Raw genomic sequence first — 26,253 nt, 5'->3', positions numbered from 1 at the left:
CGATCACGCATACGAATTGCAGGGGCACCATGACCACCGTCAACGGCGGCATCTCCTTCTGGTACGCGAAGTCAGGGCTCCCGGTGCCGCGTGAGCCGCTGCCCGGGGACACCACGGCCGACGTGTGCATCGTCGGGGGCGGCTACACGGGGCTGTGGACCGCCTACTACCTGAAGAAGGCCGTGCCCTTCCTGCGGATCGTCGTCCTGGAGCAGCGCTTCTGCGGCTACGGCGCCTCGGGGCGCAACGGCGGCTGGCTGTACAACGGCATCGCCGGCCGCGACCGCTACGCCGCGCTCCACGGCCGTGAGGCCGCCGTGGCGTTGCAGCGCGCGATGAACGGGACCGTGGACGAGGTGATCCGGGTCGCCGCCGAGGAGGGCATCGACGCGGACGTCCACAAGGGCGGGGTGCTGGAGGTCGCCCACTCCCCCGCGCAGTTGGCCCGGCTCAGGGCGTTCCACGAGACCGAGGTCGCGTTCGGCGAGAAGGACCGCGTGCTGCTGGGTGCGGCCGAGTCCGCCGCGCGGATCCGGGTCGCCGGGACAGCCGGCGGCACGTGGACGCCGCACGGGGCGCGCGTCCACCCCGTGAAGCTGGTGCAGGGGCTGGCCCGGACGGTGGAGGCGCTCGGTGTCGTCGTCCACGAGTCGACCCCGGTGACCGAGATCCGGCCGAAGCACGCGGTCACGCCGTTCGGGACCGTGCGCGCCCCCTACGTGCTGCGCTGCACGGAGGGCTTCACCGCCTCCATCAAGGGCCAGAAGCGGGCGTGGCTGCCGATGAACTCGTCGATGATCGTGACGGAGCCACTGCCCGCGGAGGTCTGGGACACCATCGGCTGGGAGGGCCGGGAGGCGCTCGGCGACATGGCGCACGCGTACATGTACGCGCAGCGCACCGCCGACGACCGGATCGCCATCGGCGGCCGGGGGGTGCCGTACCGCTTCGGTTCGCGCACGGACAACGACGGCCGCACACAGGCGGCGACGGTGGAGGCGCTGCGCGAGATCCTGGTGCGCTTCTTCCCGGCGACGGGACGGGTGGCGGTCGACCACGCCTGGTCCGGGGTGCTCGGCGTACCGCGCGACTGGTGTGCGACCGTCGAGCTGGACCGCTCGACGGGCCTCGGCTGGGCGGGCGGCTACGTCGGCAGCGGCGTCGCGACGGCGAACCTCGCGGCGCGGACGCTACGGGACCTCGTCCAGCTGGACTCCGGCCAGGCGCACGGCACGGAGCTGACGGCCCTGCCCTGGGTGCACCACCGCGTGCGCCGCTGGGAGCCCGAGCCCTTCCGGTGGATCGGGGTGCACGGGCTGTACGCGGCCTACCGCGCCGCCGACCGCCGCGAGCAGGCCGGGCGCAGCGCGGAGACCGACCGGGTGGCGCGTATCGCGGACCGCATCTCGGGCCGCCACTAAGGGGATTCGGCCGGTGGGTGCGGCGCCGGTGGGTGCGGCGCTGGTGAGTGGTGCGCCGGTTCTTAGGCTGTCCCGCCGTCTCGCGCCCTGCGGGCGCTGTGCGCCCGAAGGGCGCGAGACGAACCCGCACCCACCCACCCACCCACCGCGTCAGATCCCTCGTGACCAGGATCTCTTCCGCCGCACCGGGAAGGCGCGGCCAAAAGGTCACAGAAGCATCGATTACCGGACGAAGCACGGTCCGCCCCACACCCCCCGCACCCACCGGCACCGCCACGCCGTTCCGCGTTCACCTTCCGTTCATCCAGACTCCGTACGGTCGCCACCGCCACTGTCCGATCGAACGAATGCCTGGGTCAATGGAACACATCACGCTCCTGATCGGAATCGTGATCATTACCGCACTCGTGTTCGACTTCACGAACGGTTTCCACGACACCGCCAATGCGATGGCGACCACCATCTCCACTGGCGCACTCAAGCCCAAGACGGCGGTGGCCATGTCCGCCGTGCTCAACCTCGTCGGCGCCTTCCTCTCCGTCGAGGTGGCGAAGACGATCTCCGGCGGCATCCTCGACGAGAGCACGGGCATCAAGCCCGAGGTCATCTTCGCGGGGCTCGTCGGCGCGATCGTCTGGAACCTGCTGACCTGGCTGGCGGGTCTCCCCTCCAGCTCCTCCCACGCCCTCTTCGGCGGCCTCATCGGCGCCTCCGTCGCCTCGGCCGGGTTCGGCTCGATCAACGGCGACGCGGTCGTCATGAAGGTCCTGATCCCGGCCGTCTGCGCCCCGGTGGTCGCCGGTGTCGCCGCGATGCTGGCGACCCGCCTGACCTACCGCATCGGCCGCAACGCCGACCCGGCCGCCACCGCCAAGGGCTACCGGGCCGGGCAGATCGCCTCGGCCGGTCTGGTCTCCCTCGCGCACGGCACCAACGACGCGCAGAAGACCATGGGTGTCATCACCCTCGCCCTGATCGCCGGCAACGTCGTCGCCCCCGACTCCGACCCGCCGCTGTGGGTCATCGTCTCGGCCGGCCTCGCCATCGCGCTCGGCACCTTCATCGGTGGGTGGCGGATCATCCGCACCATGGGCAAGGGCATCACCGACATCCAGCCGCCGCAGGGCTTCGCCGCCCAGACCGGCGCCGCCACCGTCATCCTGGCCTCCTCGCACCTCGGCTTCTCGCTCTCCACCACGCAGGTCTGCTCCGGCTCCGTCATGGGCGCCGGCGTCGGCCGCAAGGGCGGCGTCGTCCGCTGGAGCACCGCGGGACGGATGTTCGCCGCGTGGGGGCTCACCCTGCCGGCCGCGGGACTGGTCGCCGCCGGCGCCGCGCTCCTGGCCGACCAGGGCGACTGGGGCGTCACGGCGGTCGCCGTCCTGGCGCTGGCCGCCTGCACCACGATCTGGATCGCCTCCCGCCGCAAGCCCGTCGACCACACCAACGTCAACGCCGCCCACGACGACCAGGAGCCGGGCGTCATCACGACGGCCATCGCCGCCGTGATCCCGCCGCCCGCGGGCCTGACCGCGACCGCCGCCGACACCGACCCCGCCAAGGCCTCCGCCTGACGGCGGCGCCGCACCGGCCCCGGAAGGAACCAGCACCATGCACATCGACTGGGCTGCCCTCGGCTCCGTCTTCGGCGTCAGCCTCGCCGTGACCGTCGGACTCGTCGGCCTGTTCACCCTCGGCATCGTCGGCCTGTCCAAGCAGGGCACGGCCGGCGGCGAGACGGGCACCTCCACCACGGGCGGCTCCACCGCCCTCGCCCGCACCGGCGCCTACCTGTGCTTCGCGCTCTGCGCGGCGGCGGTGGCGTACGGGATCCACCTGATCGTCGCCTGACCCGCACGTCACCGCGCACCGCGGTGTGAAGTTGACCTCAGCTCCCGGCTTTCCGGCCGTGAGCTGGGGTTTCTTCTTTTCCACAGGCAGTGGCGGTGAGTTGACGGGCCGGAGCGGCCCGTGGTGGTATCGGAACCGCCAAACGGCGGCAGGAGAGGAAGTCCGGTGCGAATCCGGCGCGGTCCCGCCACTGTCACCGGGGAGCGGACCCCCGCCCATGGCCACGGCCCGAGGAAGGGCTGGAAGGCCGGGGGTCCCGCCGATCCGGGAGCCAGGAGACTCTCGTCGCCGGTCACGTCGAACCAGGGCGCGGACCCTGAGTGAGGACTCCTGCGATGCGCGGCTCCGGCCGTTCACCCGACACCGGCGCCGCGGCGCCGTGCGTGTTCGCCGCCGGTGCGGCCCTCGGCTGGCTCGCCGACCTCGGTTTCGCCGACCCGCGGCGCGGTCACCCCGTGGCGGTGTTCGGGAGTGCCGCCGCCCGCCTGGAACGCGCGTTGTGGCGCGACCACCGCGGCCGCGGCGCCCTCCACACCGTCCTGTGCGCGGGTGGCGCCGTGGCGGCCGCGGCGGGGCTGCAGCGTGCGGTGCGCCGTTCCGGCCCCGCGTCCGTCGCCCTGACGGCGGCGGCGACCTGGGCCGTGCTCGGCGGGACCTCCCTGGTCCGGGAGGCGCGTGCCATCGGCGCCGCCCTGTCCGCCGGCGACACGGAGGCGGCACGCGAGCGGCTGCCCCATCTGTGCGGCCGCGACCCTCAGGCGCTGGACGAGGCGCAGTTGGCGCGGGCGGTCGTGGAGTCCGTCGCGGAGAACACCTCGGACGCCGTCGTCGGCGCGCTGGTGTGGGGCGCGCTGGGCGGCGTGCCCGGGCTGGTGGGCTTCCGGGCGGTGAACACCCTCGACGCGATGGTGGGTCACAAGTCGCTGCGTCACCGGAGTTTCGGCTGGGCCGCGGCCCGGCTGGACGACGTGGCCGGCTACCCCGGCGCCCGGCTGACCGCCGCGCTCGCGGTGCTCGCCGGGCCCGACCCGCGGGGGGCGTGGCGTACCTGGCGCAGGGACGGCTCCCGGCACCCCAGCCCGAACGCGGGGCCCGTGGAGGCGTCGTTCGCGGGGGCGTTGGGCGTACGCCTCGGGGGGACGCTTGCCTATGGCGGGCGGGTGGAGCACCGGCCCGTGCTCGGGGCGGGGAACCGGCCGGTGGAGGCAGGGGACATCGAACGGGCGGCGCGCCTGTCGCGGCGGGTCGGCGCGCTGGCGCTGGCGGTCGCGGTGGGCGGACGCCTGGCGTGGGGCGCGGTCGCCCGGAGTCGGAGGAGGCACGCATGAGGGGCGGGGGCCTGCTGGTCGCGGGGACCACGTCGGACGCCGGCAAGAGCGTCGTCACGGCGGGGATCTGCCGGTGGCTGGCGCGGCAGGGCGTGTCCGTGGCGCCGTTCAAGGCGCAGAACATGTCGCTGAACTCGTACGTCACCCGTGAGGGCGCAGAGATCGGCCGGGCCCAGGCGATGCAGGCGCAGGCGGCCCGCGTGGAGCCCACGGCCCTGATGAACCCGGTGCTGCTCAAACCCGGCGGGGACCGGACGAGCCAGGTCGTCCTGCTGGGGCGCGCGGTGGGCGAGATGAGCGCGCGCGGCTACCACAACGGGAGCCGCGCGGAGCTGCTGCGGACCGTCACGGACTGCCTGGAGGAGCTGCGCGGCCGGTACGACGCGGTGATCTGCGAGGGCGCCGGCAGCCCGGCCGAGATCAACCTGCGGCGGGGCGACATCGTCAACATGGGCCTGGCGCGGGCCGCCCGGCTCCCGGTGGTCGTGGTCGGCGACATCGACCGGGGCGGGGTGTTCGCCTCGTTCTTCGGGACGACGGCGCTGCTCGCCCCCGAGGACCAGGAGCTGGTCTGCGGCTACCTGGTGAACAAGTTCCGCGGTGACCTGTCGCTGCTGGAGCCGGGGCTCGACATGCTGCGCGGGCTGACCGGGCGGCCCTTCTACGGGGTGCTGCCCTTCCGGCACGGCCTCGGCATCGACGAGGAGGACGGGCTGCGGATGTCGCTGCGCGGCACCGTCCGGGAGTCGGCCACGGCGCCGCCGCACGGCGAGGACGTCCTGCGGGTCGCCGTGGCGGCGGTCCCGCTGATGTCGAACTTCACCGACGTGGACGCGCTCGCCGCCGAGCCCGGTGTCGTCGTCCGCTTCGTCGACCGGCCGGAGGAGCTCGCCGACGCCGACCTCGTGGTGCTGCCCGGCACCCGCGGCACCGTCAAGGCCCTCCAGTGGCTGCGGCAGCGGGGCCTGGCCGACGCGGTCGTCCGCAGGGCCGCGGAGGGCCGTCCGGTGCTGGGCGTCTGCGGCGGCTTCCAGATGCTCGCCGAGACGATCGAGGACGACGTCGAGTCGCGGGCGGGCACGGTCCCCGGGCTCGGGCTGCTGCCGGTGCGGGTCCGCTTCGCCGTGCAGAAGACCCTGGCCCGCCCCGCCGGCAAGGCGTACGGCGAGCCGGTCGAGGGGTACGAGATCCACCACGGCGTCGCCGACGTCCGCGGCGGCGACGAGCCCTTCCTGGACGGCTGCCGCAGCGGCGCCGTCTGGGGCACCCACTGGCACGGCTCGCTGGAGAGCGACAGCTTCCGCCGTGCCTTCCTGCGGCGCGTCGCCCGGGCGGCGGGGCGGCGTTTCGTCCCCGCCCCCGACACCGCCTTCGGCGCGCTCCGCGAGGAGCAACTGGACCGGCTGGGCGATCTGGTCGAGGAGCACGCCGACACCGGCGCCCTGCTCCGCCTGATCGAGCAGGGGCCCCCTGCCGGCCTGCCCTTCGTGCCCCCGGGGGCACCGTGAACACCCCGTCGCGGCCCGTGCGCCGGGCCCTCCACTACGACCGCCGCAACCGCAACGACCGCTCGACCCAGGAGGACGCGTGAGCACCCCTTATCCCTTCACGGCGATCGTCGGGATGGCGGACCTGCGGCTGGCGCTGCTGCTGAACGCGGTCAGCCCGGCGGTGGGCGGTGTGCTGGTCCGCGGCGAGAAGGGCACCGCCAAGTCGACTGCCGTACGGGCGCTGTCGGCCCTGCTGCCGCCCGTGCACGTCGTGCCCGGCTGCCGCTTCGGCTGCGACCCGGCGGCTCCCGACCCGGCGTGCCCGGACGGGCCGCACGGACCGGACGCCGGCGCGGAGAGCCGCCCGGCGCGCATGGTGGAGCTGCCGGTCGGCGCGTCCGAGGACCGGCTCGTCGGCGCCCTCGACATCGAACGGGCCCTGGCGGAGGGCGTGAAGGCCTTCGAGCCGGGTCTGCTGGCGGACGCGCACCGCGGCGTGCTCTACGTGGACGAGGTCAACCTGCTCCACGACCACCTGGTGGACCTGCTGCTGGACGCGGCCGCCATGGGCGCTTCCTACGTCGAGCGGGAGGGCGTCTCGGTGCGCCACGCCGCGCGCTTCCTGCTCGTCGGCACGATGAACCCCGAGGAGGGCGAGCTGCGGCCGCAGTTGCTGGACCGCTTCGGCCTCACCGTGGAGGTCGCGGCCTCCCGGGACACCGACGAGCGGGTGTCGGTCGTCCGGCGGCGTCTGGCCTACGACGCGGACCCGGCGGGGTTCGCCGGCGCCTGGCAGGGCGAGGAGCGGGAGGTGCGGGAGCGGATCGCGGCGGCCCGCGCGCTGCTCCCGTCGGTGCGGCTCGGTGACGGGGCGCTCCGGCAGATCGCCGCGACCTGCGCGGCCTTCGAGGTGGACGGGATGCGCGCGGACATCGTCATGGCGCGCACGGCGACCGCGCTGGCGGCCTGGGCCGGACGTACCGAGGTGACCGACGCCGACGTGCGGCAGGCCGCGCTGCTCGCGTTGCCGCACCGGCGCCGCCGCAACCCCTTCGACGCACCGGGCCTGGACGAGGACAAGCTCGACGAGACCCTGGAGCGCAACCGGGGCGAGGACGACGACCCCGACCCCGATCCGGATCCGGGCCCGGACGGCGGCCCCGGCGGGGGCCGTCCGCCGCAGGGTGACGACGGCGCCCCGGACACCGGGCCCGACATCGCGCCGCCCAGGGAGCCGGCCGAGTCGCAGCCGCGGGCGGAGGGCGCGGACGCCGTTCCGGGCGGCGGGGAGCGCGCCGCGGTGCCCGCGGCGGAGCCGTTCAAGGCCCGTGCCCTGACCGTGCCCGGCCTCGGCGAGGGCGCCGCCGGCCGCCGTTCCCGGGCCCGTACCGCGCACGGCAGGACGACCGGCGCCCGGCGCCCCCGCGGCACCCTGTCCAAGCTGCACCTGGCCGCCACCGTGCAGGCGGCCGCCCCGCACCAGCGGGCGCGCGGGCGCGGCGGACCGGGCCTGGTGATCCGCCGGGACGACCTGCGCGAGGCGGTACGGGAGGGCCGCGAGGGCAACCTGGTGCTCTTCGTCGTCGACGCCTCCGGGTCGATGGCCGCCCGGCAGCGCATGAGCGCGGTCAAGGGCGCGGTGCTGTCGCTGCTGCTCGACGCCTACCAGCGGCGCGACAAGGTCGGCCTGATCACCTTCCGCGGCGCGACGGCGGAACTGGCGCTGCCGCCGACCTCGTCGGTCGACGCCGGCGCGGCGCGCCTGGAGAAGCTGCCCACCGGCGGCCGCACCCCGCTGGCCGCGGGGCTGCTGAAGGCGCACGACGTGCTGCGCGTGGAGCGGCTGCGGGACGCCTCGCGCCGCCCGCTGCTGGTCGTGGTCACCGACGGGCGGGCGACCGGCGGGCCCGAGCCGGTGCGCACGGCCGCGCGCGCGGCACGGCTGCTGGCGGCCGGGGGCACCGCCTCGGTGGTCGTCGACTGCGAGTCCGGCCCGGTGCGGCTGGGGCTCGCGGGCGAGCTGGCACGCGAACTGCACGGCACTGCCGTGACGTTGGACGAGCTGCGCGCGGACAGCGTCGCGGCACTGGTACGGGATGTACGGAGGGCCGCGTAATGCCACAGGGACAGCCGAGCGTCGTGCCGCAGGACGGCCTCACGACGCGTCAGCGCCGCAACCGGCCGCTGGTGATGGTGCACACCGGCACCGGCAAGGGGAAGTCCACCGCCGCCTTCGGGCTGGCGCTGCGGGCCTGGAACCAGGGCTGGCCGGTCGGGGTGTTCCAGTTCGTCAAGTCGGCGAAGTGGAAGGTCGGGGAGGAGCGGGCGCTGCGGGTGCTCGGTGCCTCCGGCGAGGGCGGCACCGTCGCCTGGCACAAGATGGGCGAGGGCTGGTCCTGGGTGCAGCGGGACATCTCCGAGAGCGAGGACGCGGCACGCGAGGGCTGGGAGCAGGTCAAGCGGGACCTCGCCGCCGAGACCTACCGGCTGTACGTGCTCGACGAGTTCGCCTACCCCCTGCACTGGGGGTGGATCGACACAGACGAGGTGGTCTCGGTGCTCCGCGACCGGCCCGGGACGCAGCACGTCGTCATCACCGGCCGCAACGCCCCGCAGCCGCTGCTGGACTTCGCGGACCTGGTCACCGAGATGGGCAAGGTCAAGCACCCGATGGACGCCGGCCAGAAGGGCCAGAAGGGCATCGAGTGGTAGCCAGACTCGTCGTCGCGGCCCCCGCCTCGGGGAGCGGCAAGACCGCCGTCGCCACGGGGCTGATGGCCGCCTTCGCGGAGGCGGGGCTCGCGGTGTCCCCGCACAAGGTGGGGCCCGACTACATCGACCCGGGCTACCACGCCCTGGCCACCGGCCGTCCGGGCCGCAACCTGGACGCGTACATGTGCGGCCCGGAGCGGATCGCGCCGCTGTTCCTGCACGGTGCGCGCGGCGCCGATCTCGCGGTCGTCGAGGGCGTGATGGGGCTCTTCGACGGGGCCTCGGGGATGGGCGAGCTGGCGTCCACCGCGCACGTGGCGAAGCTGCTGCGGGCGCCGGTGGTGCTGGTGGTGGACGCCTCGTCGCAGTCCCGTTCGGTGGCCGCGCTGGTGCACGGCTTCGCCTCCTGGGACCCGGAGGTCCGGGTCGCCGGCGTCATCCTCAACAAGGTCGGCTCCGACCGCCACGAGGAACTGCTGCGCGACGCCCTGGACGGCGCGGGCGTGCCCGTGCTGGGTGCGCTGCGACGTGACACGGCGGTCGGCACGCCCTCCCGGCACCTGGGTCTCGTCCCGGTCGCGGAGCGGCGCGCGGACGCCGTCGACGCGGTGCGGGCGCTGGCCGCCCGGGTGCGCGAGGGCTGCGACATGGACGCGCTGCTGGCCCTGGCCCGCAGCGCCCCGCCGCTCGCGGACGAGCCCTGGGACCCGCGGGCCGCGGCCGGCCCCGCGGAACCGGGCGCCGCACGGCCCAGGGTCGCCGTGGCGGGCGGCGCGGCGTTCACCTTCTCGTACGCGGAGCACCTGGAACTGCTGACCGCGGCGGGGGCGGAGGTCGTCACCTTCGACCCGCTTCGCGACGAGCGGCTGCCGGACGGGGCGGCAGGGCTGGTCATCGGGGGCGGCTTCCCCGAGATGTACGCCCACGAACTGTCCGCCAACGAGCCGCTGCGCACGGCCGTCGCCGCCTTCTCCGGGCCCGTGACCGCGGAGTGCGCGGGCCTGCTCTACCTCGGGCGGGAACTGGACGGGCGGCCCATGTGCGGGGTGCTGGACACCACGGCCCGCATGTCGGACCGGCTCACGCTGGGCTACCGCGAGGCGGTCGCGATCGCCGACAACGCGCTGGCGGCCGCCGGGACCCGGGTGCGCGGCCACGAGTTCCACCGCACCGTCGTGGAACCCGCCGCCGGGGCCACGCCCGCGTGGGGCCTGGTCCGGCCGGAACGGCGCGCGGAGGGCTTCGTGCGGGGCGGCGTCCACGCCTCGTACCTGCACGTGCACTGGGCCGCCGAGCCGTCCCTGGCGCGTCGGTTCGTCGCCTCCTGCGCGGCCGGGGCGGGCGCGCCCTCGTGAGCGTCCCCGGGGGCGTCGGCGTCGTCGTCGGCGTCGGGGCGGGACGCGGTGTGGCGGCGGCCGAAGTGCTCGCGCTCGTACGGTCCGTGCTCGCCGAGGCCGGGGTGCCGGAGGCGTCCGTCACGGCGCTGGCGACCGTCGCCGGCAAGGCTGGTGAGCCGGGCCTCGTCGAGGCGGCGGAGCGGCTGGGCGTGCCCTTGGTGACGTACGACGCGCGTACGCTGGCCGCGGTCGCCGTGCCCACCCCCTCGGGCGCCGCGCTGGCCTCGGTCGGCACGCCCTCCGTGGCGGAGGCCGCGGCACTGACGGCGGCGCCCGGCGGCGAACTGCTGGTACGGAAGAGGAAGTCCGCCCCCGGGGACGGTGGTGCGGCGAGGGCGACCGCCGCGGTGGCGCGGCGGCGTACGCCCGGGCACGGCACGCACGGCACGACGGAGGAGACGGCACCGTGATCAACCCCCCGCCCGCGGACGTGCTGGAGCGGCGCGTCGACGCCGCGCTCGGCGGCGGCCGCCGTACACCGCTGGACCGGGCGGCGACCATGGTGCTGCTGGTCGGCGCCGGCTCCCCCGAGGCCGCGGACAACGCCGAAGTGGCCCGTACCGCACGGCTGCTGTGGGAGGGCCGGGGCTACGCGGGCGTGGAGACCGCCTTCCTGACGACGGCCGCGCCGGACGTCCCCGCGGGCCTGGAACGCTGCGCACGGCTCGGCGCCCGGCGGATCGTCGTGCTGACCTGCTTCCCCGCCGACGCCGCCTCGGAGGCGCGGGTCGGGCAGCAGACGGAGGGCTGGGCCGAGGCGCGCCCCGAGGTCGACGTACGGCACGCACCGCCCGGCCACGGGGCCGTGCGGCGGGAACCCGGCGGGGGCGACGTCGACGGCGGCCACGACCTGCGGCACCACGGCGACGCGGAGGTCCGCGACGGCGGCGGGGACCTGACCGACCTGGCCGTCAACGTGCGCGCCGGGACGCCCCCGCGGTGGCTCAAGGAACGCCTCGCGGCCACCCTCGACGGGCTGGCCGCCTACCCCGACGACCGCGCCGCCCACCGGGCGGTCGCCGCCCGGCACGGCCGCCCGGTGGAGGAGGTGCTGCTCACGGCGGGTGCGGCGGAGGCGTTCGTCCTGCTGGCCCGCACCATCAGGGCCCGCCACGCGGTCGTCGTGCACCCGCAGTTCACGGAACCGGAAGCGGCGCTGCGCGACGCCGGGCACCCCGTCCACCGCGTCGTGCTGCGGGCGGAGGACGGCTTCCGCCTCGACCCGTGGGCGGTGCCCGAGGCGGCCGACCTGGTCGTCGTCGGCAATCCGACCAACCCCACCTCCGTACTGCACCCCGCCGCGGACCTCGCCCGACTGGCCCGGCCGGGCCGCACCCTCGTCGTCGACGAGGCCTTCATGGACGCGGTGCCCGGCGAGCCGGAGAGCCTCGCCGCCCGCCGCGACCTGCCCGGCCTGGTGGTGCTGCGCAGCCTGACCAAGACCTGGGGCCTGGCGGGCCTGCGCGTCGGCTACGTCCTCGGCGACCGCGAGTGCGTGGCGGCGCTGCGCCGCGCCCAGCCCCTGTGGGCGGTCTCCGCGCCCGGTCTCACCGCCGCCGAGGCCTGCAGCGCCCCCGCGGCCCTCGCGGAGGCTGAGGAGGCGGCCCGCCGGACCACCGCCGACCGGGCCCACCTGCTGCGCCGGCTCGTCGAGTTCGACGACGTCGAGGTCGCCGGCCCCGCACACGGCCCCTTCGTCCTCCTGCGCCTCCCGGACGCGGCCGCCGTCCGCGAGCGTCTGCGCGACCTCGGCTTCGCCGTCCGCCGCGCCGACACCTTCCCCGGCCTCTCCTCGGACTGGCTCCGCATCGCCGTCCGCGACCCCGCCACGACCGACCGCTTCGCGACCGCCCTCTCGAAGGCCCTCTCCACCTGACACCGCACAGGCCGGACGGCCCGTCGCGCCGGGCTCAGCCCTTGACGCCCAGGGCCTGGATGTCGAGGCCGCCCAGGGCCGGGTGGACGTAGGCGTTGGTCAGGCGGTCGGAGCGGTAGTTGAGGCGGCGGTCGTAGAGGAAGGGCAGGAGCGTGCCGCGGTCCTGGGCGGTGGAGTCGACGGTGCGCCAGAGGTTGTCGGCGGCGTTGCGGTTGGTCTCGGAGTCGGCCTCGTCCATCAGGGAGTTGATCTCCCGGTCGTCCAGCCCCGCGTAGTTGCTGGGGCTGCGCGGCAACAGCAGCGGGCGCAGGAATCCGGCCGGGGAGGGCCAGTCGGACTGCCAGGTGGTCAGGACGATGCCCCAGCCCTTGTCCTTGATCTGCTGCTGGTCGGTGAGGGCGGCGTAGAAGTCGGCGGCGTCGGGCGTCTGCACGGTCGCCTTGATGCCCACCTCGGCGAGCTGGCCGGCCAGGGACTGCGCCACCTTGCGGGCGTTCGGGTCGCTGCCGGAGACGGCGACGACCGTGCTGAACCCCTTGGCGTGGCCGCATTCGCCGAGGAAGCGCCGGGCCTGTTCGGGGTAGGAGCCGCCGCTCACCGTGCCGTAGGTGTCCAGGTGCCGGTCGTGGCCGCCGATGGTCGGCGGGAGCATGCCGCCGGCGACGTCGCCCGCGTCCTCGCCGCCGATCGCGGCGCGCAGCAGGCTGCGGTCGGCGGCGTACTGGACGGCCCAGCGGCAGCGGTAGTCGTCGAGCGGCGCGACGGCGGTCTGCAGGGAGAAGTAGCGGACGGCGCCGGTCTGGACGAGGTCCGTACGGGACCTGAGCGTGTCGTCGGCGAGGATCCGGCTCCGGGTGGCCGGCTGGACGCCGGTCTGGGCGAGGTCGAGGTCGGCGGTGCCGTTCATCAGGGCGGTGTCCACGGCGGCGGTGTCCGTGGCGACGGTGAGCTCCACCTCGTCGGGCAGCGCGGTGCGTATCGCGTCGGTCGCCGGGTCCCACCGGTCGTTGCGCACCAGGCGCAGCCCGTTCGCGGTGTCCCAGGAGGCGATGCGGTAGGGACCGCTGGCGACGGGCCGGTCCTGGTAGCGCTCCTTGGTGTCCTTCGCCTTCGGGACGGGTGAGGACATGGGCAGTGCCAGGACGTGCGGGAAGTCCGCGAAGGGCGCGTCGAGGTGGAAGACGACGGTGCGGTCGTCGGGGGTCTCGACGCTCTTCAGGCCGAGCCCGTCGGGGTCGGTGTCCTTGTACGGGCCGGGGTAGTCCTGCCCCTGGTCGAGCAGGTCGAGCAGGTGGGTGGGGCCGCCGGGGTAGAGGTCCCTGGCGAAGGTGCGCTCGATGCCGTACTTGACGTCCCGGGAGGTGATCGGCGTGCCGTCCTCGAAGGTGACGCCCTCCTTGAGGGTGTACGTGTAGGTGCGGCCGCCGTCGGAGATCTCGCCGGTGCTGGTCGCGAGGTCGGGGGCGAGACGGGTGCCCGCGGCGCCGGGCTGCGGGGCGAAGTCGACGAGTTTGCGCAGGTAGAGGCGGCCCAGGTTCCACACGATCGGGGAGTAGGTGCGGGCCGGGTCGAGGGAGTCGGGGTTGTAGGCGGTGATGAGCCTGAGGGTGCCGCCCTTGGCGGCGGACGGGTTGACGGCGCCGGTGAGGGCGCCGTTGTAGCCGCCGGCGGGCCTGCGGGCGGCGATCAGGTCCTGTGCGGTGCGGTCGACCGGCTTCTCCGGGTCGTCGCCGAAGGGGTCCACGAGGACCGTCACGGTGACCAGGAGGGCCACGACGGCCGCGGTCACCGCGGCCACCACGCCCCGGCGGCTCCGCCGGGGCGCCGGGACGGGGGTGTCCCAGGCGGGCCGGGTGGGGTAGGACGGCGGGCCGAACGAGGGCGGGTTGTACGCCGGGTGGGGCAGCGCGGGCGGCCGGCTCGGCGGCGGGGGCAGGGTGGGCGGGCCCGCGGGCGGGGTCCGCGAGGCCAGCCAGCCGTTCAGCGCGCCGCGCATCTCCGCGGCGCCGCGCGGACGCAGCGCCGGGTTCTTCGACAGGGCGGACAGCACGATCGAGTCGAGTTCCGGCGGCACCAGCGGGTTGCGTGCGGAGGGCGGGGCCGGCGTCTGGTGGACGTGGGCGTACATCACCGACAGCGGGGTGGCCCCGGCGAAGGGCACGGTGCCGGTGAGGAGTTCGGTGAGCATGCAGGCGACCGCGTACAGGTCGCTGCGGGCGTCGACGGCGTCGCCGGCGCACTGCTCGGGGGCCATGTAGCCCGGGGTGCCGATGGCGGAGCCGGTGCCGGTGATGCGGGACAGCGAGTGGACGACCCGGGCGATGCCGAAGTCGGCGACCTTGACCGCGCCCCCGGCGGTGATCAGGACGTTGGAGGGCTTCACGTCGCGGTGGACGAGGCCGCGGGCGTGGGCGTGGGCGAGCGCGTCCAGGATGTCGCAGGTGATGCGGACGGCCCGCTCGATCTCCATCGGGGCCTGTTCGCGGGCGAGTTCGGCGAGGGTGCGGCCCTCTATGTGCTCCATCACCAGGTACGGCACGACCGCGTCGTCCGTCGTCACCTCGTCCTGGTCGTGGACGGTGACGATGCCGGGGTGGTTGAGCCCGGCCGCCGCACGCGCCTCGCGGGCGAAGCGGCGCCGCGCCTCGGGGTCGCGGGCGAGCTCGGGCAGGAGGGTCTTGACGGCCACGGTCCGGCCGAGCCGGGTGTCGTAGGCGAGATGGACGCGGGCCATGCCGCCGGAGCCGAGCAGCGCCCGCAACTCGTACCGTCCCCCGAACATGCGACCCCCCGGCCCCGTCCGCGACGGGCGCGCGAACACTCCCAACAGGGTAGTGGAATTTGCCCTTTTCGGACGGCCGTGGACGGCGGGAGGGACGCACCGCGGTGACGGACGAGCGCGTGGAGGGCGGCTCCGGACACTCCGCCGCCCTCCACGTCCCCCCTCACCCCTGGTCCGCCCCCTGGGGTCACCCGGGTTCGTCAGTCCCGGGCGCTCTCGGCCGCCGGCTTGCGGCGGGTCTTGCGGATCACGAGGAATCCGGCGGCGAACAGCAGCACCGAACCGCCCGCGAGGTACGGGGTCATGGAGCTGCTGCCGGTCTCGGCGAGGTCACCGGTGGCCGCGGGAGCGGCCTGCGGCGACTGGTCGGCGCGCGCGGATTCCGAGGGCGCGGTCGACGGCGTGGGCTCCGCGGACTGAGAAGGCTGCTCGGACTCGCCGCCGGTCTGCGGCTCCTCGCCGCTGCCGTCGCCGCCGTCGTCGCCGCCGTCACCGTTTCCGCCGCCGTGGTGGCCACCGCCACCGCCGTGCCCGCCGCCGTCGTGCCCGCCCCGGCGGGGCGTCTCGCAGGTGGCCCCCGCGAGGGTGACGGTGCCGCTCACCTCGGCGACGCCGAGCTTGAGCGGGTTCACCTCCACCGACAGTTCCAGGGCGGTGGCGGCGGCGCCGCGCGAGGTGACGGTCCGCTCGGCGAGGTCGAGGCGGACCTCGCCCACGCCGGGCACCTTCACCTGCGTCGTGCCGCCGGCCGAGACGGCGACACGCTTGCCGAGGACGACGACGTGGCCGGGCATCTCGACCTCGGCGACCGGCTTCCGGCCGGCCACGCACGTGGCGCGGGCGGAGATCACGTCGGCCTTGATGAGCCCGAGGAGCGGCAGTCCCGGCAGGTTGACGCGGGCCTTGACGAGCTTGGCGTAGCCCTCCGCCTTGTGGCGGTCGGCGGTGGCCCGGGCGGTGGCGGCGTCGGCGCGCAGGACGCTGAACGGCTTGCCGTGGTCGACCCCGTCGAGGGTGGCGGTGAGCGCGGTCTCGTCGGCGCGGGCCGGTGCGTGGACCTCGTTGAGCGTCAGGTTCAGCGGCACGTCGACGGACTTGCGCAGGAGCGAGACCTCCAGGCCGGTCCGCAGGACGACCGCGCCGGCCTTGCCGGACGAGCCGTGGGTCCCCCCGGTCGCGGCGGCCGGGGTCGCGGGCCCCAGCGCGAGGGCGCCCGCCGCCAGCGCGACGGCGGCGCCCAGCGCGGCGGCGGGACGGCGCGCGGGCATGCTGAAGGGAGAGCTGGACACAGTGGAAAACCCCCAAATGGTCATGGAGTCGCCACGGCGCCGCTGAAGGGGACAGCGCGCTCGCCGGGCGACCTCGACCCCGTAATGATTTACGTACGGAGAGTGAACCGGCACCCGCCTGGGCCCGGTTCACTCCAAAGGGTGGTTTTCGTCCCCGTATTCGAAACCTGCGGCACATGCGTTCCCGTGCGTCACACCTGCGATCGCGTGTATTCGAGCAACTTGGCGAAGTCGAGGGCCCCGGGGTCCCCGTGGGAGTTCTCCGGCACGTGCTGGTGGCCGCAGACCCCCCGGAAGGCGTTCCACTCCCGTCCGGTCATCCGCTGGCCGCCCGCGTTCCCGTAAGAGCGGGGGTACGGCAGCCAGAGCTTCGGCCCCTTCAGCGGCACGCCGTGGTGGGTGTGCATCCAGGCCAGGAACTCGGCGAGTTCGCGCAGCGCCCACTGCGGGGCCTTGGGCCAGTAGAGGTGCCGGTTGGCGGTGCCCCAGTCCTCGTGCCGGTCGGGGTCGCAGGTGCCCACCAGCTCCACCTGGCACACGTTGAGGGTGTTGGTCTCCACCCCGCCGGCCCGGTTGACCAGGGCGCGCGAGGAGATGTCGATGTCGAAGTGCTGGTACCAGACCAGCTTCTCGTCCTCGAAGTCGGGTTTCGCCGTCAGGTTGGGCGCGCTGCTCCCGCCCCCGTACGTCGGCACGCTGCGGCCCTCGGTGGTGTGCAGCACGACGGCGTTGACCTCCATCGCGTCGCCGCCGTAGTCGTCCTGGTACCAGTACCTGCGCGAGGCCCCCGGGTACTTCTGCGGTCCCTGCCTGGTCATGGTGCTCCCCGTCCCGTTGTGGTGTCGGCCCGTAGGACCGATCGCAGCACGACGGAAAGGGATGGATCGACTCTTCCCGTACAGGATCACCCGAATCGGTGCTCCGGGATCATTCCGGGCGCACTGGTGGCGGCCCTCCGCTACGGTGGCTCCCCCGCGGCCGCCGGGTCACCCCACCACGCGACCGCGCAGCACGATGCGCCGGGGCGCGGACAGCACGCGGACGTCGACGCGCGGGTCCTCCGGGTAGACGACGAGGTCGGCGGAGGCCCCCTCGGTGAGGCCGTCGCGGCCGAGCCACTCACGGGCGGACCAGGTCGCGGCGGAGAGCGCGTCGAGCACGGGCAGGCCGGCGGTGACGAGTTCGGCGACCTCGCCGGCGACGAGCCCGTGGGCGAGGGAGCCGCCGGCGTCGGTGCCGGCGAAGATCCGGACGCCGGCCTCGTGGGCGGCGCGGACGGTGTCGTAGCGGCGGGCGTGCAGCCGGCGCATGTGGTCGGCCCAGCGCGGGAACCTGGCCTGGCCGCCGTCGGCGAGGTCCGGGAAGGTCGCGATGTTGACCAGCGTGGGGACGATGGCCACCCCGTGCTCGGCGAAGAGCGGGATGGTGTCCTCGGTGAGCCCGGTGGCGTGCTCGACGCAGTCGATCCCGGCCTCGACCAGGTCCCGCAGGGAGTCCTCCGCGAAGCAGTGGGCGGTGACGCGGGCGCCCTCCTCGTGTGCGGCGGCGATGGCGGCCTCGACGGCGCCGCGCGGCCAGCACGCGGTGAGGTCGCCGGCCTCGCGGTCGATCCAGTCGCCGACCAGCTTGACCCAGCCGTCGCCGCGGCGGGCCTCCCGGCGGACGTAGGCGACCAGGTCCTCGGGCTCGATCTCCCAGGCGTAGTTGCGGATGTAGCGGCGGGTGCGGGCGATGTGCCGGCCGGCCCTGATGATCCGCGGCAGGTCCTCGCGGTCGTCGATCCACCGGGTGTCGGAGGGCGAACCGGCGTCGCGGAGCAGCAGGGTGCCCGTGTCGCGGTCGGTGAGCGCCTGCTTCTCGGAGGTGCCCGGGTCAACGGGGCCGTGCTGGTCGAGGCCGACGTGGCAGTGGGCGTCCACCAGTCCGGGCAGCACCCAGCCCTCGACGGTGGTGACGTCGCGGAGGCCGGCGGGGCGCTCGTAGGTGACGCGTCCGCCGACCACCCAGAGCTCGTCCCGTACGTCCCGCGGCCCGGCCAGGATGCGGCCCTTGACGTGCAGTGCCTGCGGCGCCTCGCGATCAGCCATGTCTGCACTCTACGAGCCGCCGGTTACCCTCGGGCGGTACACCCCCCGACGAAGGAAGCAGCGCCGCCGTGTCCCACCCCCTGCTCGACCTGCCCCCGCTGACCGCCGAACGCTTCGCCGCGATCGAGCGGAGAGTCGCCGCGCTGCTGTACACCGGGCAGGACGTCGTGATCATGCAGGGCGAGGCCTTGCTGCCGCTGGAGGGCTGCATCCGCGGTGGCGCGCGCCCGGGTTCGACGGCGCTGAACATCGTCACCGGGCCGTACGGCCAGACCTTCGGCAACTGGCTGCGGGACGCGGGCGCCACCGTGGTCGACCTGGAGGTGCCCTTCCACGCCGCGGTGGACCCGGACGACGTCGCGCGGGCGCTGTCCGGGCACCCGGAGACCGACTTCGTGTCGCTGGTGCACGCGGAGGCGGCCACCGGCAACACCAACCCGGTCGCGGAGATCGGCGAGGTGGTCCGGGCGCACGGCGCGCTGTTCATGGTCGACGCGGTCGCGTCGGTGGCGGCCGAACCGCTGCTGGTGGACGCGTGGGGCGTGGACCTGTGCGTGATCGGCGCCCAGAAGGCGATGGGCGGGCCCGCGGGAGTGTCGGCGGTGTCCGTGAGCGAGCGCGCGTGGCGGCGCCTGGCGGACAACCCCGCCGCGCCGCGCCGCTCCTACCTGTCGTTGCTGGACTGGAAGGAGCGCTGGATCGACGCCGGGCGCAGGGCGCTGCCGCACGCGCCCGCGCAGCTGGAGATGCTGGCGCTGGAGGCCTGCCTGGAGCGTATCGAGGAGGCCGGGCCCGGCACGGTGGCCGCCCGGCACCGCGCCGCCGCGGCGGCGACCCGGGCCGGTGCGGCCGCGCTGGGCGCCGCCGTCGAGCCGTACGTGTACCGGGACGAGGACGCCGCGCCGGTCGCGACGACGCTGCGCACCCTGGACGGCCTCGCCGCCGACGAACTGGTCGCCCGCGCCCTGGCGCTGGAGCCGGGGCTCCCGCTGGTCGCCGGGGGCGGGGCGCTCGCCAAGGAGATGGTCCGGGTCAACCACTACGGCCGGGACGCGGACCCGGCCGTGGTCGTCCGTACGCTGCGCGCGCTGGCCGGCGCGCTGGGCACCGCCCCCGAGCCCGCCGTCGCGGCGGCGGAGGCCGCCCTGCGGGCCTGACGCCACCGCGCCCCGAGGGCCGCCCGGACCGTCGTGAACGGTGCGGGCGGCCCTTTCCGTTTCGGCACCCGGAATTTCGCACGCCTTGACCGCGGACAAATATCGGGGAATTATCCGGGACTTCGGCCGGGGTATTCCGCATTCAACTCCTGCCCCGCGAGAACGGCTTCAAACGCCAAGATTTCATCGACACGACGTGATGATTCCGAGGATGTGACCGAGCCCACAACCTCGCCCTTTCGCCCGGAATTATCCGGATAGGCCCCCCCTTTCCCGCGGCCTCCGCGCGCCTGATATCAGTGGCGTCCGCACGCCACAAGGCCCGCGCGGCATGCAGTCGAGAATTCCGCCCGCTACGTTCTTTCCGCATGACCGCCGCCAGTGAATTGCTGCTCGACACCCCGAGAATCGAGGACGGCGCCGCACTGTGGCGCATTGCCCGGGATTCCCGGACCCTGGACCTGAACTCCCCGTACAGCTACCTCCTGTGGTGCCGGGACTTCGCCGGCACCTCCGTGGTGGCGCGTACGGAGCGCGGCGAACCGATCGGCTTCGTGACCGGCTACGTCCGCCCGGAACGCCCTCGCACCCTCGTCGTCTGGCAGGTCGCCGTGGACGAGGCGCACCGCGGCCGGGGGCTCGCGGCCGCGATGCTCGACGACCTCGCGCAACGGGCCGCCGCGGCCGGCGTGCGGGAGGTCGAGACCACGATCACCCCGGACAACGAGGCCTCGCACCGCCTGTTCACGTCCTTCGGTGCCCGCCACGGAGCACGGACCGAGCGCGAGGTGCTGTTCGACGCGGCGCTGTTCCCCGACGGCCACCAGCCCGAAGTCCTGTACCGCATCGGTCCCCTCGTCTGACCCCGCATGACTCCTCCTCCCCCACAGAAGGAATGCACGGTGACCCTCTCCCCGCCCGCCACGTCCGTCTTCGAGACCCTCGAGTCCGAGGTCCGCAGCTACTGCCGCGGCTGGCCCGCCGTCTTCGACCGCGCGCAGGGCAGCCGCCTGTTCGACGAGGACGGCCACGACTACCTCGACTTCTTCTCCGGCGCCGGCGCCCTCAACTACGGGCACAACAACCCCGTCCTCAAACGCGCCCTGCTGGACTACCTGGAGCGCGACGGCATCACGCACGGCCTCGACATGAGCACCACCGCCAAGCGCGCCTTCCTGGAACGCTTCCAGGACGTCGTGCTGCGCCCGCGCGGGCTGGACCACAAGGTGATGTTCCCCGGCCCCACCGGCACCAACGCCGTCGAGGCGGCGCTGAAACTGGCCCGCAAGGTCAAGGGCCGCGAGTCGGTCGTCTCCTTCACCAACGCCTTCCACGGCATGTCGCTGGGCTCGCTCGCGGTCACCGGCAACTCGATGAAGCGGGCCGGCGCCGGCATCCCCCTGGTGCACGGCACCCCGATGCCCTTCGACAACTACCTCGACGGCCGCGTCCCCGACTTCCTGTGGTTCGAGCGGCTGCTGGAGGACCAGGGCTCCGGCCTCAACCAGCCCGCCGCCGTGATCGTCGAGACCATCCAGGGCGAGGGCGGCATCAACGTCGCCCGCCCGGAGTGGCTGCGCGGGCTCGCCGACCTGTGCCGGCGCCGCGACATGCTGCTGATCGTCGACGACATCCAGATGGGCTGCGGCCGCACCGGCCCGTTCTTCTCCTTCGAGGAGGCGGGCATCGTGCCGGACATCGTCACCCTCTCCAAGTCGATCGGCGGCTACGGCATGCCGATGGCGCTGACCCTCTTCCGGCCCGAACTCGACATCTGGGAGCCGGGCGAGCACAACGGCACCTTCCGCGGCCACAACCCCGCCTTCGTCACCGCCACCGCCGCCCTCGACACCTACTGGGCGGACGGCGGGAGCATGGAGAAGCAGACGCTGGCGCGCGGCGAGCAGACCGAGGCCGTGCTGCGCGAGATCCGCACCGAGCACGCGCGCTCCGGCGCCCGCCACCGGGGCCGCGGCCTCGTGTGGGGCCTGGAGTTCACCGACCCCGGCCGGGCCTCCCGGGTGTGCGCCCGCGCCTTCGAACTGGGCCTGCTGCTGGAGACCTCCGGCCCGCGCGGCGAGGTCGTCAAGCTGCTGCCCGCCCTGACCATCACGCCCGAGGAACTGGACGAGGGGCTGCGCACCCTCGCCCGCTCGGTCCGCGAGACCGCCTGACGAAAGGAACCGTCCCACCGTGATCGTGCGATCCCTGAAGGACATCGAGGGCACCGCCCGCGACGTCACCGCCGAGACCGGCACCTGGCGCAGCAAGCGCATCGTCCTGGCCGACGACCGCGTGGGCTTCTCGCTGCACGAGACCGTGATGTACGCGGGGACCGAGACCTCCATGTGGTACGCCCACCACGTCGAGGCGGTGCTGTGCGTCGAGGGCGAGGGCGAACTCACCGACGACGAGACCGGCGAGAAGCACCGGATCTCCCCCGGCACCCTCTACCTGCTCGACGGCCACGAACGGCACACCGTGCGCCCCGAGACCGACCTGCGCTTCGTCTGCGTCTTCAACCCGCCCGTCACCGGGCGCGAGGTGCACGACGAGAACGGCGTCTACCCCCTGCTCACCGAGGGAGCGTGACCACGATGACCACCGCGACGACGCACGACCCCAGGACCGACCTCTACCCCACCCGCGGCACGGCCGAGGTGCTGACCCCGCGCCAGGACCCGGTCGTCTGGGGCGCACCCGGCACGTCCGGCCCGCTCCGGCCGTCCGAACTGGGCGACTTCGACCGCGACGGCTTCCTCCCCGTGGACGCGATCATCGGGCCCGAGGACGTGGCCCGCTACCGCGCCGAACTGGAGCGGCTGTGCGCCGACCCGGCGGTGCGCGCGGACGAACGGTCCATCGTGGAGGCGAAGTCCCAGGACATCCGCTCGGTCTTCGAGGTGCACAAGATCAGCCCGGTCTTCGCCGAGCTGGTCCGCGACCCCCGGGTCGTCGGCCGCGCCCGGCAGATCCTCGGCTCCGACGTCTACGTCCACCAGAGCCGGATCAACGTCAAACCGGGCTTCGGCGCCTCCGGCTTCTACTGGCACTCCGACTTCGAGACCTGGCACGCCGAGGACGGGATGGCCCGCATGCGCGCGGTCTCGGTCTCGATCGCGCTGACCGAGAACCACGCCACCAACGGCGGCCTGATGATCATGCCGGGCTCGCACCGGACGTTCCTCGGCTGCGCGGGCGCGACACCGGAGGACAACTACAAGAAGTCCCTCCAGATGCAGGACGCGGGGACGCCCTCCGACGCGGCCCTCACCGAACTGGCGGGCCAGCACGGGATCCGGCTCTTCACCGGGCCGCCCGGGTCCGCGGTGTGGTTCGACTGCAACTGCATGCACGGCTCCGGGGACAACATCACCCCGTATCCGCGGAGCAACGTGTTCATCGTCTTCAACAGCGTGGAGAACGCGGCGCAAGAGCCGTTCGCGGCGCCCGTCCGCCGTCCGGAGTTCATCGGGGCACGGGACTTCACGCCCGTGCGCTGACCCTCCGGGACGCCCGTCGTTGTCTGCGGCGCCGTTGTGGTTTCTGTTGGGGTTTCTCCCCCACCCTCCCGCCCGATCGCCCAGCATGATTGGTGCGGGCCTGCGCACTGTGCATGGGTGGGCCGGGGGCGGGGCCTCCGGGGTGGGCATTCTGTACCGCATATTTATGTGCATGGCGGGCAGCACTCGTTCTTGCCGTCGCTGCCGCACATCAAATACACGTCAGCGTCCAGAACGCCCACCCCTACGACCCCACCCCCTCCGTATCGACAGCGACCAACGGCCGGTGGAGGGTTCGAAGGCGGTCCGGGGGCACCGCACCTGTCCCACGCACCCCCGTCATGCACCTGCGCAAGGGGAAGAGGATGTACGGGGGTGCTCCCCCTGGCCGACGGCTGGGGAAGACACTCGGGAAACCCGGCGCCGAACGACCGGGCTCAGACCGCGTGGCCGTATGGGGCACACCGCGGTCCGAGGTCAACCCGGTTGCCTTACTGACCCCCGACCGGCCGTCATGCGCCCACACGAGAGGAGGGGGTGTGGCGGGATGCTCCTCCTGGACGAAGACTGAGGAAGACGAGCGGCATACGCGGTGCCGAATGATGCGGGCTTGCACCGTGGGGCCGTGGGGTCAGAGGGCGGTCCGGGGCAACCCCGGGCTACCTCCACACCCCCCACCGGCCGTTGTGCGCCCATACGACGGGAGGGGGTGTGTCGGGGTGCGCCCGGAAACGACGAGCGGCGGACCCGGGCACCGAATGATGTCGGGCCAAACCGCGAGCGTTGAGGACGTGCGCCGGCGCGGCCCCGACCCAGCCACACGGTGCGAGGCGGTCACTTACCGCGCCGGGCAATCGGGCGGGAGGGTGGGAGAACAGCCCGCCGCAGGCGCAAACAACCCGCACACAACGACGGACCGCAACCACAACCACCCAGCGCAAGCCTCAGACTTCGCGACGCCCGTCATACCTCCGCGGCAACCCCAACGGGTTCCCGTCACGCAGCTCCGCCGGCAGCACCCCCTCGGGCGCGTCCTGGTACACGACCGGCCGCAGCCACCGCTCGATCGCCGTCCCGCCCACCGAGGTGGACGTCGACGTCGTGGCCGGGTACGGGCCGCCGTGGTGCATGGCGGGGGCCACCGCGACCCCGGTGGGCCAGCCGTTCACCACGACGCGCCCCGCCAGCGGCGTGAGCCGGCGCAGCAGTTCCGCGCCGGAGCCGTCGCCGCCGGACGCCTCGGCCTCGCTCAGGTGCGCCGTCGCCGTGAGGTTCCCGGGGAGCCGTCCGAGCACCCCCTCGACCTCCTCCTCGCTGCCGTACCGCGCGACGACCGTGACCGGCCCGAAGTGCTCCTCCAGCAGCGCGTCGTGCTCGCCGTCCTCCGCGAGCCGGGCGGCCGGGACGGAGACGAAGCCTGCGCGCACCAGGTGCTCGCCGCCGTCGCCGGGCTCGACCGGCGCCTCCACCTCCGGGAGCGCCGTCAGTTCGCGCACGCCCGCGATGAAGTTGTCCCGCATGCGGGCGTCGAGCAGCGTGCCGGGGGCGACGTCGCCCACCGCGGCGGCCAGGGACTTGAGGAGGCGGTCGCCCGCCTCCCCCGCCGGGGCCAGCACGAGGCCGGGCTTGACGCAGAACTGGCCGACGCCGAGCGTCACGGACCCGGCGAGTCCGGCGCCGATCTGCTCGGCGCGCTCCTCCGCGGCGGCCCGCGTGATGACCACCGGGTTGAGGCTGCCGAGTTCGCCGTGGAAGGGGATCGGCACCGGACGTGCCGCGGCGGCGTCGAAGAGGGCGCGCCCGCCCCGCACGGAGCCGGTGAAGCCGGCGGCGGAGACCAGCGGGTGCTTGATGAGGTCGATGCCGGCCTGGAAGCCGTGGACCACCGAGACGACGTCGGCGGGCAGCCCGACCTCGACGGCCGCGCGGCGCAGCGCGTCCGCGCACAGCTCGCTCGTCGCGGGGTGGTCGGGGTGGGCCTTGACGACGACGGGGCAGCCGGCCGCGAGGGCGCTGGCGGTGTCGCCGCCCGGCACGGAGAACGCGAGCGGGAAGTTGCTGGCGGAGTAGACGGCCACGACGCCGAGCGGGATCTTGTAGCGCCGCAGGTCGGGCCGGGGCGGGGCGAGCGTCGCGTCGGCGTGGTCGATGATGACGTCGAGGAAGGCGCCCTCCTCGACGATCTCGGCGAAGGCCCGCAGCTGGTAGGCGGTGCGGCCGAGTTCACCGGTGAGGCGGGCCGGCCCGAGGGCGGTCTCGGCGTCGGCGGCCTCCAGGATGCGGGGGCCGGCCTCCTCCAGGAAGTCGGCCGCGGTACGCAGCAGACGGACCCGCACCTCGCGGTCGGCCAGTGCCGGGAGGGCCTCGGCTGCGGCGCGTACCGCGGCGTCGACCTCCTCGGCGGTGGCTTCCACGGCGACCTGCTCCCGCTGCTTCCCGGTTCGGGGATCGACGCTCCACACTGGTACGGCCACCGCGGGTACCTCCAGGCCTTCCGTTCGATATGCTGAACAGCATCCGCAACTGTGAATCTGTTCGGGAGCCTACTTGCGCGGGTCCCGGCCGAACAAGAGGGGTCCACTCCAGATGGCTGCAGGTGAGGGCGGGGCGCAGGTCAAATCCGCGGTGCGGACGGTGGAGCTGCTGGAGTTCTTCGCCGGGCAGCCCGGCATGCACAGCCTGGCCGCCGTGCAGGAGGCCGTCGGCTACCCCAAGTCCAGCCTGTACATGCTGCTGCGCACGCTCGTCGAGCTGGGCTGGATCGAGACCGACGCCACCGGCACACGCTACGGCATCGGCGTGCGCGCCCTGCTGGTGGGCACCTCGTACATCGACGGCGACGAGGTCGTCGCTGCGGCCCGCCCGACCCTGGACCGGCTCTCGGACGACACCAGCGAGACGATCCACCTGGCCCGGCTGGACGGCACCAGCGTCGTCTACCTGGCGACCCGTCAGTCCTCGCACTACCTGCGGCCGTTCACCCGGGTCGGGCGCCGGCTGCCGGCCCACTCCACCTCGCTCGGCAAGGCCCTGCTCGCCACGTACACCGACGAGCAGGTCCGCAAGCTGCTGCCGGAGACGCTGGAGCCGCTCACCGAGCACACCCACACCGACCGCGAGAAGCTGATCGAGGAGCTGCACCAGATCCGCGAGCAGGGCTACGCCGTCGACCGTGAGGAGAACACGCTCGGCCTGCGCTGCTTCGGGGTGACCATCCCCTACCGCACGCCCGCGCGCGACGCGATCAGCTGCTCGGTGCCGGTGGCCCGGCTGACCCCGGCCCACGAGCAGCTGATCAAGGACGCCCTCTTCGACGCGCGCGACCGCCTCACCCTGGCGACCCGGCGTCTGTGACCGTCC

Annotated in this window: 21 protein-coding genes, 1 pseudogene and 1 riboswitch; of the genes and pseudogenes, 17 read left to right on the top strand and 5 right to left on the bottom strand. The window is 74.2% G+C overall.

Going from position 1 to position 26,253, the window contains the following annotated elements:
• Nucleotides 1–29: 29 nt before the first annotated feature.
• From ACZ7MY_RS28975 to cobC, 11 genes and pseudogenes are all read left to right on the top strand, one after another.
• On the top strand, nucleotides 30–1,421 hold the full coding sequence (locus ACZ7MY_RS28975) for an NAD(P)/FAD-dependent oxidoreductase (protein ID WP_499606206.1): 1,392 nt from the start codon (nucleotides 30–32) through the stop codon (nucleotides 1,419–1,421).
• A gap of 359 nt (nucleotides 1,422–1,780) precedes the next feature.
• Nucleotides 1,781–2,995 (top strand): inorganic phosphate transporter, encoded by a 1,215-nt coding sequence (locus ACZ7MY_RS28970; RefSeq protein ID WP_499606205.1) that lies wholly within the window; start codon nucleotides 1,781–1,783, stop codon nucleotides 2,993–2,995.
• A gap of 37 nt (nucleotides 2,996–3,032) precedes the next feature.
• Nucleotides 3,033–3,272, top strand: coding sequence for a hypothetical protein (locus tag ACZ7MY_RS28965; RefSeq protein WP_499606204.1), 240 nt, complete (start codon nucleotides 3,033–3,035; stop codon nucleotides 3,270–3,272).
• Between the two features lie 155 nt (nucleotides 3,273–3,427).
• Nucleotides 3,428–3,553: riboswitch (cobalamin riboswitch) on the top strand.
• A gap of 54 nt (nucleotides 3,554–3,607) precedes the next feature.
• Complete coding sequence (locus tag ACZ7MY_RS28960) at nucleotides 3,608–4,600, top strand: cobalamin biosynthesis protein (protein WP_499606203.1); 993 nt, start codon at nucleotides 3,608–3,610, stop codon at nucleotides 4,598–4,600.
• Nucleotides 4,597–6,108 carry a cobyric acid synthase gene (locus ACZ7MY_RS28955; protein ID WP_499606202.1) on the top strand — a complete coding sequence of 504 codons (1,512 nt, stop codon included), beginning with the start codon at nucleotides 4,597–4,599 and terminating at the stop codon, nucleotides 6,106–6,108. Before ACZ7MY_RS28960 ends, ACZ7MY_RS28955 begins: the two co-directional genes overlap by 4 nt.
• A 79-nt stretch (nucleotides 6,109–6,187) precedes the next feature.
• Nucleotides 6,188–8,206 carry a putative cobaltochelatase gene (locus tag ACZ7MY_RS28950; protein ID WP_499606201.1) on the top strand — a complete coding sequence of 673 codons (2,019 nt, stop codon included), beginning with the start codon at nucleotides 6,188–6,190 and terminating at the stop codon, nucleotides 8,204–8,206.
• On the top strand, nucleotides 8,206–8,802 hold the full coding sequence (gene cobO, locus ACZ7MY_RS28945) for a cob(I)yrinic acid a,c-diamide adenosyltransferase (protein ID WP_499511157.1): 597 nt from the start codon (nucleotides 8,206–8,208) through the stop codon (nucleotides 8,800–8,802). The genes ACZ7MY_RS28950 and cobO overlap by 1 nt, the downstream gene beginning before the upstream one ends.
• On the top strand, nucleotides 8,796–10,157 hold the full coding sequence (locus ACZ7MY_RS28940; RefSeq protein ID WP_499606200.1) for a cobyrinic acid a,c-diamide synthase CobB: 1,362 nt from the start codon (nucleotides 8,796–8,798) through the stop codon (nucleotides 10,155–10,157). The genes cobO and ACZ7MY_RS28940 overlap by 7 nt, the downstream gene beginning before the upstream one ends.
• A complete protein-coding gene (locus ACZ7MY_RS28935) occupies nucleotides 10,154–10,609 on the top strand; it encodes a cobalamin biosynthesis protein (protein ID WP_499606199.1) in 456 nt (151 codons plus the stop codon). Before ACZ7MY_RS28940 ends, ACZ7MY_RS28935 begins: the two co-directional genes overlap by 4 nt.
• Nucleotides 10,610–10,698: 89 nt before the next feature.
• Nucleotides 10,699–10,932: pseudogene (locus ACZ7MY_RS28930) on the top strand (CbiX/SirB N-terminal domain-containing protein); the annotation flags it as partial.
• A 72-nt stretch (nucleotides 10,933–11,004) separates the two neighbouring features.
• The gene (cobC, locus tag ACZ7MY_RS28925) at nucleotides 11,005–12,075 is read left to right on the top strand and encodes an Rv2231c family histidinol phosphate aminotransferase CobC (protein ID WP_499606279.1); all 1,071 of its coding nucleotides are present in this window, start codon (nucleotides 11,005–11,007) and stop codon (nucleotides 12,073–12,075) included.
• Between the two features lie 34 nt (nucleotides 12,076–12,109).
• Here cobC and ACZ7MY_RS28920 read toward each other — a convergent pair whose 3' ends face one another.
• The 4 genes from ACZ7MY_RS28920 to ACZ7MY_RS28905 form a co-directional block, all read right to left on the bottom strand.
• On the bottom strand, nucleotides 12,110–14,857 hold the full coding sequence (locus tag ACZ7MY_RS28920; RefSeq protein WP_499606198.1) for an ABC transporter substrate-binding protein: 2,748 nt from the start codon (nucleotides 14,855–14,857) through the stop codon (nucleotides 12,110–12,112).
• Nucleotides 14,858–15,057: 200 nt separating this feature from the next.
• The gene (locus ACZ7MY_RS28915; RefSeq protein ID WP_499606278.1) at nucleotides 15,058–16,125 is read right to left on the bottom strand and encodes an SCO1860 family LAETG-anchored protein; all 1,068 of its coding nucleotides are present in this window, start codon (nucleotides 16,123–16,125) and stop codon (nucleotides 15,058–15,060) included.
• A gap of 212 nt (nucleotides 16,126–16,337) precedes the next feature.
• Entirely contained in the window at nucleotides 16,338–16,964 is a 627-nt protein-coding gene (locus tag ACZ7MY_RS28910) for a hypothetical protein (protein ID WP_499606197.1), read from the bottom strand.
• Nucleotides 16,965–17,132: 168 nt separating this feature from the next.
• Nucleotides 17,133–18,233, bottom strand: a complete 1,101-nt coding sequence (locus tag ACZ7MY_RS28905) for an amidohydrolase family protein (RefSeq protein WP_499606196.1) — start codon at nucleotides 18,231–18,233, stop codon at nucleotides 17,133–17,135.
• A 68-nt stretch (nucleotides 18,234–18,301) separates the two neighbouring features.
• Here ACZ7MY_RS28905 and ACZ7MY_RS28900 point away from each other — a divergent pair, with 68 nt between their 5' ends.
• From ACZ7MY_RS28900 to thpD, 5 genes are all read left to right on the top strand, one after another.
• Nucleotides 18,302–19,390 (top strand): pyridoxal-phosphate-dependent aminotransferase family protein, encoded by a 1,089-nt coding sequence (locus ACZ7MY_RS28900; protein WP_499606195.1) that lies wholly within the window; start codon nucleotides 18,302–18,304, stop codon nucleotides 19,388–19,390.
• Nucleotides 19,391–19,758: 368 nt separating this feature from the next.
• A complete protein-coding gene (gene ectA / locus ACZ7MY_RS28895; protein WP_499606194.1) occupies nucleotides 19,759–20,253 on the top strand; it encodes a diaminobutyrate acetyltransferase in 495 nt (164 codons plus the stop codon).
• Nucleotides 20,254–20,292: 39 nt separating this feature from the next.
• Nucleotides 20,293–21,564, top strand: a complete 1,272-nt coding sequence (gene ectB, locus ACZ7MY_RS28890) for a diaminobutyrate--2-oxoglutarate transaminase (protein WP_499606193.1) — start codon at nucleotides 20,293–20,295, stop codon at nucleotides 21,562–21,564.
• A 19-nt stretch (nucleotides 21,565–21,583) separates the two neighbouring features.
• Nucleotides 21,584–21,982: an ectoine synthase gene (locus ACZ7MY_RS28885; RefSeq protein WP_499606192.1), complete on the top strand. Its 399-nt coding sequence runs from the start codon at nucleotides 21,584–21,586 to the stop codon at nucleotides 21,980–21,982.
• Nucleotides 21,983–21,987: 5 nt separating this feature from the next.
• Nucleotides 21,988–22,893: an ectoine hydroxylase gene (thpD, locus tag ACZ7MY_RS28880; protein ID WP_499606191.1), complete on the top strand. Its 906-nt coding sequence runs from the start codon at nucleotides 21,988–21,990 to the stop codon at nucleotides 22,891–22,893.
• A gap of 944 nt (nucleotides 22,894–23,837) precedes the next feature.
• On the opposite strand, the gene ACZ7MY_RS28875 is transcribed toward thpD, so the two are convergent.
• Nucleotides 23,838–25,367 carry an aldehyde dehydrogenase (NADP(+)) gene (locus ACZ7MY_RS28875; protein ID WP_499606190.1) on the bottom strand — a complete coding sequence of 510 codons (1,530 nt, stop codon included), beginning with the start codon at nucleotides 25,365–25,367 and terminating at the stop codon, nucleotides 23,838–23,840.
• Nucleotides 25,368–25,479: 112 nt separating this feature from the next.
• Between ACZ7MY_RS28875 and ACZ7MY_RS28870 the strand changes: the two genes are divergently transcribed.
• On the top strand, nucleotides 25,480–26,247 hold the full coding sequence (locus ACZ7MY_RS28870; protein ID WP_499606189.1) for an IclR family transcriptional regulator: 768 nt from the start codon (nucleotides 25,480–25,482) through the stop codon (nucleotides 26,245–26,247).
• Nucleotides 26,248–26,253 lie beyond the last annotated feature (6 nt).

The organism is Streptomyces sp. NPDC111520, from assembly GCF_055635295.1.
The sequence above is the reverse complement of the archived record's forward strand: the minus strand, read 5'-3'. Positions and strand labels throughout refer to the sequence as shown.